The organism is Pseudomonas sp. EGD-AK9 (assembly GCF_000465935.2).
Classification (GTDB): domain Bacteria; phylum Pseudomonadota; class Gammaproteobacteria; order Pseudomonadales; family Pseudomonadaceae; genus Aquipseudomonas.
Genome location: NZ_AVOF01000101.1, coordinates 1 through 8,900 on the forward strand (window position 1 = coordinate 1; position 8,900 = coordinate 8,900).

Below are 8,900 nucleotides of genomic sequence, written 5' to 3' on the forward strand. Positions count from 1 at the left end.
GCATCGGGTTGCCCTGGGTGGCGGCGCGGGCGGCCACCTCGCGGGCGCTGAGCGGGTCGATGGTGGAGCTGTCGATCAGCAGCACGCCCTTGGCGACCTGGGCGAGCAGGCCGTCCTGGCCGAGGTAGACCTGTTTCACCTGGGCGGCGGCCGGGAGCATGGTGACGATCGCCTCGACCGGCGCCTGGGCCACGGCTGCCGGCGAGATGGCCGCGCTGGCACCGGCCTCCACCAGGGCCGTAACGGCCTGGGCGCTGGGGTCGTAGACGCTGACGCTATGGCCGGCCTTGAGCAGGTTGCGGGCCATGGGGCCGCCCATGTTGCCGAGACCGAGAAAACCTATATGCATGATGGAGACTCCGTTGTGAGTGTTCGAGGCGCTGGACCTTTGCCCCTCACTCCATGGGGAGAGGGGGCGATAGCGGTTCAGCGGTGCTGAAAGCGCGGTGGGCGTTTTTCCACGAAGGCTTGCATGCCTTCCTTTTGGTCGTGGCTGGCGAACAGCGAATGGAACACTCGCCGTTCGAAACGCACGCCTTCGGCCAGGCCGAGTTCCTCGGCGCGGCCCACGCATTCCTTGATCATCATCGCCGCCGGCAGTGACTTGCCGGCGATGCCAGCGGCTACCGCCAGGGTCTGCTCCAGCAGTTCGGCGGCCGGCAGCACGCGGGCCACCAGGCCGGCGCGTTCGGCTTCTTCGGCGCTGAGCTGGCGGCCGGTCAGGCACAGCTCCATAGCCTTGGCCTTGCCCAGCGCACGGGTCAGACGCTGGGTGCCGCCGATGCCGGGAACTACCCCCAGGCTCAGCTCCGGCAGGCCGAAGCGGGCGGTATCGGCGGCGTAGATGAAGTCGCACATCAGCGCCAGTTCGCAGCCGCCGCCCAGGGCGTAGCCGGCCACTGCGGCGATCAGCGGCTTGCGCCGGTTGCCGATGCGGTCGGCGGCGGCGAAGAAGTCGTCCAGGTAGATCTGCGGGTAGCCCAGTTCGAGCATTTCCTTGATGTCGGCACCGGCGGCGAAGGCCTTGGCCGAGCCGGTGATGACGATGCAACCGATGCCGGCGTCGGCCTCCAGGTGGTCGAGCGCCTGGTTGAGCTCGGCGATCAGTTGGCTGTTCAGCGCATTGAGTGCCTGCGGGCGGTTGAGGGTGATCAGGGCGACGCGTTCGCGCACCTCGACCAGCAGGGTCTGGTAATCCATGGAGCTGTCTCCCGACGGGGCCGGCGCGGTGGCCGGCCCGCATGGCTTATTTCAGGGTGATGGTGGTGTTGACCGGGCCGCCGACCTCGTCCTCGTCAAACCAGCGCGAGGTGACGGTCTTGGTCTGGGTGTAGAACTGCACCACCTGCTTGCCGTAGGGACCCAGGTCGCCGAGCTTGGAGGCGCGCGAGCCGGTGAAGGAGAACAGCGGCACCGGCACCGGGATCGGCACGTTGATGCCCACCTGGCCGACGTCGATCTCTTCCTGGAAGTGCCGGGCGGCGGCGCCGGAGCGGGTGAACAGGGCGGTGCCGTTGCCGTTGGGGTTGGCGTTGATGATGGCGATGGCCTCGTCCAGGGTCGCGGCGTGCATCACGCACAGCACCGGGCCGAAGATTTCCTCGCGGTAGATGCTCATGGCGGGGGTGACTCCGGCGAACAGGGTCGGACCGACGAAGTTGCCGTCCTGATAACCCGGCACCTGCGGGTTGCGGCCATCGAGCAGCAGCTGGGCGCCTTCCTCGATGCCGCGGGCGATCAGGCCGCTGACGCGATCCAGGGCGGCGCAGGAGACCAGCGGGCCGACGTCGGTGCCGGGCTCGACGCCTGCGCCCACCTTGAGCGTCTTGCTCTTTTCCACCAGCTCCGGCAGCCAGCCTTGCGCCTCGCCCACCAGGATCACCACTGACAGCGCCATGCAGCGCTGGCCGGCGGCACCGTAGGCTGCGCCGAGCAGGTTGTTGAGGGTCTGCTGCTTGTTCGCATCGGGCAGGACGATGGCGTGGTTCTTAGCCCCCATCATGCACTGCGCCCGCTTGCCGTTGGCCGTGGCACGGTTGTAGACGTGGGTGCCGACCTGGGTCGAACCGACGAAGGACACCGCCTTGATGTCCGGATGATCGCAGAGCAGGTTGACCGCCTCGGCGCCGCCGTGGATCACATTGAGCACGCCCTTGGGCACGCCGGCCTGCATGGCCAGCTCAGCCAGGCGCATGGTTACCAGCGGGTCTTGCTCGGACGGTTTGAGGACGAAGGTGTTGCCGGTGGCAATGGCCATGGGGAACATCCACAGCGGGATCATCGCCGGGAAGTTGAACGGGGTGATGCCGGCGCACACACCCAGCGGCTGGTGCAGGGTGTAGGTGTCGACGCCGCCGGCGACGTTGTTGGCCAACTCGCCCATCTGCAGGTTGCCGATGTTGGCGGCGTGCTCGACCACCTCCAGGCCGCGGAACACGTCGCCCTCGGCGTCCGGCAGGGTCTTGCCCTGTTCGGCGGTGAGCAGCGCGGCCAGCTCCTTGATGTTTTCGCGGATCAGCTGCTGGTACTTGAGGAAGATCCGTGCGCGGGCACCGATCGGGGTCTTGCGCCAGGTCTTGAAGGCCTCGGCGGCGCAGGCGACTGCGGCGTTCATTTCTTCGGTGGTGGCGAAGGGCACGCGGGCCAGGACTTCCTGGGTGGCCGGGTTGACCACATCGCGCCACTGGCTGGTCTTGGATTCGACGAGTTCGCCGTTGATCAGCAGCTTGACGCTGGGAACGCTGGAAGAGGTCATGTTTCGGTCCTGTCTGCTTCTTGGGGTCGAGTGAGGCCCCTCGGCCGGGGCGGCCGAGCGGTCGGGTTTAGGGGGAGGCCGGCGAGCCGGCCCGGATTCAGCCCTTGAGCTGCGGGAAGTCTTCTTCGAAGTATTCCTGCGCGCCGCGTTCGCCCTGGCGGCGCTGCACCTCCATCTGCCGCAGTTCGACGCGGCGGATCTTGCCGGAGATGGTCTTGGGTAGCTCGCTGACGAACTCGATGCGCCGCACCCGCTTGTAGGGCGCCAGGTGCTCGCGGGCGAAGGCGAATATCTGCTCGGCCAGCGCGGCGTCGCCGGTCCGGTCGTGGGCGAGGATGACGAAGGCCTTGGGTACCGCCAGGCGCACTGGATCGGGGCTCGGTACCACGGCGACCTCCATCACCGCAGGGTGTTCGATCAGCGCGCTCTCCAGCTCGAAGGGGCTGATGCGGTAGTCGGACGCCTTGAACACGTCGTCGGCGCGACCGACGAAGGTGATGTAGCCCTCGGCATCGATGGCTGCGGTGTCGCCAGTGCGGTAATAGCCGCCGCGCATCACCTCGGCGGTCTTCTCCGGGCTGTCCTCGTAGCCGAGCATCAGGCCCAGCGGATGCGGGTCGAGCGGCAGGGCGACCTCGCCTTCGCTGGCCGGTGCGCCGTCGGGGTCGAGCATGCACACCCGGTAGCCGGGCAGCGGACGGCCCATGGAACCGGGCTTGAGCGGCTGGCCGGGGGTGTTGCCGACCAGGGCGGTGGTCTCCGACTGGCCGAAGCCGTCGCGCAGCGGCAGACCCCAGGCCGCCTCGATCTGCTCGATGATCTCGGGGTTGAGCGGCTCACCGGCGCCGACCAGCTCGCGCAGGCGCAGGCGGCCTTTCAGGCTGGCCAGGTCTTCCTGGATCAGCATGCGCCATACGGTGGGCGGCGCGCACAGGCTGGTGATGCTGTACTGCTCCAGCACGCCGAGCAGGGCCTTGGCGCTGAACCGCGCGCAGTTGTGGATGAACACGCAGGCGCCGGCGTTCCACGGGGCGAAGAAGCAGCTCCAGGCGTGCTTGGCCCAGCCGGGGGAGGAGATGTTCAGGTGCAGGTCGCCGGGCTTGAGGCCGATCCAGTACAGGGTCGACAGGTGGCCGACCGGGTAGCTCTGGTGGCTGTGCAGCACCATCTTCGGTTTGCTGGTGGTACCGGAGGTGAAGTACAGCAGCAGCGGATCGCTGGCGCGGGTCGGGCCATCGGCCTGGAACTCGGCGGGATAGTCGGCGGCGCTGGTGTGGCCGATCCAGCCCTCGACCGCTGCACCGACGCAGATGCGTGTGCAGCCTTCGGCCAGGTTGGCGAATTTGCCGGTGTGCTCGCTGCCCACCACCAGATGGCGCACGCCGCCGCGCTCGAGGCGGTCGCGCAGGTCGTCGGCGGTGAGCAGGGCGGTGGCCGGGATCACCACGGCGCCGAGCTTGAAGGCGGCCAGCATGGTCTCCCACAGGGCGATGTGGTTACCCAGCATCAGCAGCATCCGCTCGCCGCGGCGCACGCCGCGTTCGCGCAGGTAGTTGGCCACGCGGTTGGAGCGCTCGGCCAGTTCGGCGAAACTGTAGCGCTGCTCGCTGCCGTCCTCCTCGACTATCCACAATGCCGGCGCCTGGTTGCCCGCGGCCATGGCATCGAAGTAGTCCAGTGCCCAGTTGAAATCGTCGAGCTGCGGCCAGCGGAAGTCGCGCACCGCAGTTTCGTAGTCGCTGCGGTGGGCCAGCAGGAAATCGCGGGCGGCGAGAAAGGGGAGGCAGTTGCGGTTCATGGTTGCGGCCCTGTCTTGTTGTTGTGGGGTACGGCGCAAGCAAGCTTGTATCTGGAGTATAGGTAGGCGTTTGCGCCGCCAGAAGACGTAAATAATCCGGATCGATATGCATAAATATCGCTATGGATTTAACCCGTGGTGAGGCCTGAGGTGCGGAGCAGAGCCGTCTTCGCAGGGCAAACCGGGGGCTGGTCAGGGTGTCTGGCATGGCGTATATCTGTGCGCAATTGCCCCGATACGACGGCAGGTACAGGGATCGATATGCAAAAAGGCACGATGGGCGACAAGCTCAACTGGGACGACCTGCGCTTTTTCCTCGAGGTGGCGCGTACCCGCACCGCCAGCGCGGCTGCGCGCCGGCTGGGGGTCGACTACACCACCGTGTCGCGGCGCATCCGCGCGCTGGAGCAGAGCCTGGGAGCGCTGCTGTTCGAGAAGTCGCGTGCCGCCGGCTTCGCCCTTACCGTCGAGGGCCAGCGCCTGCTGGGGCATGCCGAGACACTGGAAAGCACGTTGCAGGCCGCTTGCGAACAGGTCTCCGGGACCCGTCTGGGGCTTTCCGGGCACCTGCGCATCGGCTGCACCGAGGCCTTCGGCTGTTGTTTCGTCAGCGCGCAGATGAGCGGTTTTCTCGCGCGCTACCCGCATATCTCCCTGGATATCCTGCCGGTGCCGCACTTCGTCAGCCTGTCGCGGCGCGAGGCGGACATCGCCATCACCCTGGAACGCCCTGAGCGTGGGCCCTACGTCTGCGCCAAGCTGTGCGACTATCGCCTGCGCCTGTACGCCACCCCTGAATACCTGGCCAGCCATGCGCCGATCCGCAGTCGCGACGATCTGGCCGGCCACCCCTTCGTCAGCTATGTCGACGACCTGGCGTTCAGCTCCAAGCTGCTCTACCTCAACGACCTGTTGCCGGGGACCGTCAGCCAGCTGCGCAGCACCAGCGTGATCGCCCAGTACCACGCCGCGCTGCAGGGCAAGGCGCTGGCCATTCTGCCGAGCTTTCTGGCCGGCCCGGACTCGCGCCTGCAGGCGGTGCTGCCGGAGGAGGTGGACGTGATTCGCCAGTTCTGGCTGTCCTACAGCGAGGACCTGCGCAAGCTCAAGCGCGTGACCCTGGCAGCCGAGTACCTGCGCGCCTGTGCCGACCTCAACCGGCCGCTGCTGATGGGCGAGTCCAGCCAGATGCACTACCTGCCGCCGAGCTGAGCGCAGCGGCACGGGGTTTGCTCGACAATCCCCCAGCGGCCCCCGGCGGGGCCGGAGCTGGACAAGCGATAACGGCGGGAGCATGGTCACCCATAGTGCCGGCAGGCGCTGGCGACAGGGTAGAGGTTCAGGCGGGAGCGAAGATGGCACAGCGTATTCAAACAGCAACGGCTGCCGATCCATTGCACGAATCGAGACAGGCGCGTCTCAGATTGCTACACGAGGGCGAGTTGCCCGAGGGCCTGCTGCGCGAGGAGATCCATGCCTCCTGGCGGCGCAGCCTCGGTCACGGCCTCAACTGCCTGGAGCACGATGCTCTCGGCCTGCAGCAGGACAACGACCTGCAGCTACTGCTCGACAGCAACCGCCTGCTGATCGACGCCGCCACCCCCGAACTGGAGTACCTGGTCAGCCAGCAGGGCAAGGCCGGCCTGGTGATACTCGGCGACGCCCAGGCCAATATCCTCGCCCTCGAAGGCCAGACCCAGCTGCTCAAGGATCTCGGCCTGCGCGACCTGCGCCCCGGCAGCTGCTGGAGCGAATCGCTGCGCGGCACCAACGCCCTGGGCACGGCGGTGCTGGAGGGGCGGCCGACCCTGATCAACTGCGGCGAGCATTATCTCGATCGGCTCAGCCGCTTCTCCTGCACCTCGGTGCCGATCCGTGACCCTCGTGGCCGGGTGGTCGGCGTGCTCGACCTGACCCGCGACGGAGTGATGAGCCAGCCGCAGGACAACCTGGCAACCCTGTTGCTGGCGGCCAGCAATATCGAGAGCCGGCTGTTCGCCAGTTGCTATCCCGAGCATCTGGTACTGGCCTTCCATGCCCGCCCGCAGTACCTCGGCTCGGCCTGGCATGGCCTGCTGGCGCTGAGCCTGGACGGCGAGGTGCTGGCCGCCAACCAGCAGGCCTGCGAGCTGCTGCAGATCGGCCGCGAGGCGCTGCTCGGCCGGCGCAGCAGCGACCTGCTCGGCAGCCGCTCGCCGCAGTTTATCGCTCGCCTGCTGCAGGGCGGCGTCAGCAGCGTGCAGACCGCCAAAGGCGAGTTCTATTTCCGTGCCCTGCAGGTGCCGCGGCATACCAGTCTGGCCGGCGTGCCGCTGCAGTCGCCGCGCAGTGCGCCGACCAAGCCTACCCTGCTGGACGACCTGGCCGCCGGCGACAGCCGCTTCGCCCGCGCCCTGCGTATGGCCAGTCAGGGGCTGGCCGGCGACCTGCCGGTATTGCTGCTGGGCGAGACCGGCACCGGCAAGGAAGTGGTGGCGCGCGCCCTGCACCAGGCCAGCGCGCGGGCCGACCGGCCCTTCGTCGCGGTCAACTGCGCGGCCATTCCCGAGGGGCTGATCGAGTCCGAGCTGTTCGGCTACCGCGACGGCGCCTTCACCGGCTCGCGCAAGGGCGGCATGGTCGGCCGGCTGATGCAGGCCCACGGCGGCACCCTGTTCCTCGACGAGATCGGCGACATGCCGCTGGCCCTGCAGGCGCGCCTGCTGCGCGTGCTGCAGGAGCGCAAGGTGGCGCCGCTGGGCGCCGGCGAGGAGCAGGACATCGACGTCGCGGTGATCTGCGCCACCCACCGCGACCTCAAGCGCCTGGTGCAGGACAAGAGCTTCCGCGAGGACCTCTACTACCGGGTCAACGGCGTCAGCCTGCGCCTGCCGGCGCTGCGCGAGCGCGGCGAGCTGTCTTCGATGATCGCCCTGGTCCTGGAAAAGCTGGGCGCCGAACAGGTGAGCCTGGACAAGGACCTCGCCGAGCTGTTCGCCGGCTACGACTGGCCGGGCAATATCCGGCAGCTGGAAATGGTGCTGCGTGCGGCGCTGGCCATGCGCGAGCCGGGCGAGACGGTGCTGGGCCTGGATCACCTGACCGACAGCCTGCTCGACGAGCTGACCGCCAGCTGTCGCCAGCCCGGCAGCATCCGCGAGAGCGAGCTGGAGCTGATCCGCGGCGCACTGGCGCGGCACCAGGGCAACGTCTCGGCGGCGGCCGATGCGCTCGGCATCAGCCGCGCCACCCTGTATCGCAAGCTCAAGCAGCTGCGCTGACGCGTCATGATCGAGCTGCTGGCACGCCTGGTCGACACCGCCGATCCGCTGCTGCTGCGCCAGGCGCTGGCCTGGCTGTACGGCTTCGTGCGTCCGCACCTGCGCGCCGTGGCGCTGCTGCTCGGCCTGTCGCTGGGCGCCTCGTTGCTGGTGCTGGCGCAACCCTGGCTGACCAAGACGCTGATCGACGACGGTCTGCTGGCGCGGGACTTCCCCGTGCTGGTGCAGGTGGCCGTGGCGATGATAGTCGTCGGCATCCTCGGCACGCTGCTCGGCGGCATCAACCGCTACCTGCATACCCAGCTGTCCGGGCGCATCCTGTTCGCCCTGCGCGACGACCTCTACGGCCATCTGCAGACCCTGTCGCCAGCTTTTTATGGCCAACGACGGATCGGCGACCTGCTGTCGCGTCTGGACGGCGACGTCGCCGAGATCCAGCGCTTCGCCGTCGATTCGCTGTTCGCCGCGGTGTCGGCGGTCATCGGCCTGCTCGGTGCCGTAGTCCTGATGCTGGCGTTGTCCTGGCAGCTGGCGTTGCTGCTGGCGGTGCTGATCCCCGTCGAGGTGCTGTGGCTGCGCTGGATGCGGCGTAGGGTCGAGCGCGACGCCCGCGGCCTGCGCGAGCGCTCGGCGGACCTGTCGTCGTTTCTGGTCGAAACCCTGCCGGCGATGAAGTTCATCCAGGCCGCCGGCCAGCAGCAGCGTGAGGCGCAGCGCCTGCAGGGCCTCGGTCAGGGCTACCTGCGCCAGCTGCTCAGACTGCAGGTCAGCGAGTTCTTCACCCACGCGGTGCCCGGTACCCTGACCTCGTTGTCGCGGGCCTGCGTGTTCATCATCGGCGGTTACTGGGTGGTGCAGGGCACCTGGCAACTCGGCGCGTTGATCGCCTTCTCCACCTACCTGGGCATGGCCGTTGGCCCGGTGCAGAGCCTGCTCGGCCTGTACGTGGCGATGCAGCGGATGAGCGTCAGCCTCGGCCGGGTGATGGAGCTCAAGTGCGAACCGGCCCAGGTCAGCCAGGTGGCGCGGCCGCAGCCGCTGGCGGGCGGCCAAGGCGAGCTGCGCCTGGAGGGGGTCTGGTTCGCCC

7 protein-coding genes are annotated in these 8,900 nt (G+C 68.2%); 3 read left to right on the top strand and 4 right to left on the bottom strand.

The features are described from left to right. From N878_RS05640 to N878_RS05655, 4 genes are all read right to left on the bottom strand, one after another. On the bottom strand, nucleotides 1–349 hold a 349-nt coding region (locus N878_RS05640), incomplete at its 3' end, for an NAD(P)-dependent oxidoreductase (RefSeq protein ID WP_021442707.1). A 77-nt stretch (nucleotides 350–426) separates the two neighbouring features. After that, nucleotides 427–1,200 (bottom strand): enoyl-CoA hydratase, encoded by a 774-nt coding sequence (locus N878_RS05645; protein WP_021442708.1) that lies wholly within the window; start codon nucleotides 1,198–1,200, stop codon nucleotides 427–429. 46 nt (nucleotides 1,201–1,246) lie between these two features. Continuing rightward, complete coding sequence (locus N878_RS05650) at nucleotides 1,247–2,755, bottom strand: CoA-acylating methylmalonate-semialdehyde dehydrogenase (protein ID WP_021442709.1); 1,509 nt, start codon at nucleotides 2,753–2,755, stop codon at nucleotides 1,247–1,249. A gap of 97 nt (nucleotides 2,756–2,852) precedes the next feature. Next, a complete protein-coding gene (locus N878_RS05655; protein WP_021442710.1) occupies nucleotides 2,853–4,553 on the bottom strand; it encodes an AMP-binding protein in 1,701 nt (566 codons plus the stop codon). A gap of 261 nt (nucleotides 4,554–4,814) precedes the next feature. On the opposite strand from N878_RS05655, the gene N878_RS05660 reads away from it, so the two are divergent. The 3 genes from N878_RS05660 to N878_RS05670 form a co-directional block, all read left to right on the top strand. Beyond that, on the top strand, nucleotides 4,815–5,765 hold the full coding sequence (locus N878_RS05660; protein ID WP_031302800.1) for a LysR family transcriptional regulator: 951 nt from the start codon (nucleotides 4,815–4,817) through the stop codon (nucleotides 5,763–5,765). 143 nt (nucleotides 5,766–5,908) lie between these two features. Then, the gene (locus N878_RS05665; RefSeq protein WP_031302801.1) at nucleotides 5,909–7,813 is read left to right on the top strand and encodes a sigma-54-dependent Fis family transcriptional regulator; all 1,905 of its coding nucleotides are present in this window, start codon (nucleotides 5,909–5,911) and stop codon (nucleotides 7,811–7,813) included. 6 nt (nucleotides 7,814–7,819) lie between these two features. Next, nucleotides 7,820–8,900 (top strand): ABC transporter ATP-binding protein (locus N878_RS05670; RefSeq protein ID WP_021442713.1); only part of this gene is annotated, 1,081 nt, incomplete at its 3' end.

Bases quoted from the DNA above. Each gene is read 5' to 3' on its own strand.
- N878_RS05665 (WP_031302801.1), top strand. From the start codon at position 5,909: ATGGCACAGCGTATTCAAACAGCAACGGCTGCCGATCCATTGCACGAA.
- N878_RS05655 (WP_021442710.1), bottom strand. From the start codon at position 4,553: ATGAACCGCAACTGCCTCCCCTTTCTCGCCGCCCGCGATTTCCTGCTG.
- N878_RS05660 (WP_031302800.1), top strand. From the start codon at position 4,815: ATGCAAAAAGGCACGATGGGCGACAAGCTCAACTGGGACGACCTGCGC.
- N878_RS05645 (WP_021442708.1), bottom strand. From the start codon at position 1,200: ATGGATTACCAGACCCTGCTGGTCGAGGTGCGCGAACGCGTCGCCCTG.
- N878_RS05650 (WP_021442709.1), bottom strand. From the start codon at position 2,755: ATGACCTCTTCCAGCGTTCCCAGCGTCAAGCTGCTGATCAACGGCGAA.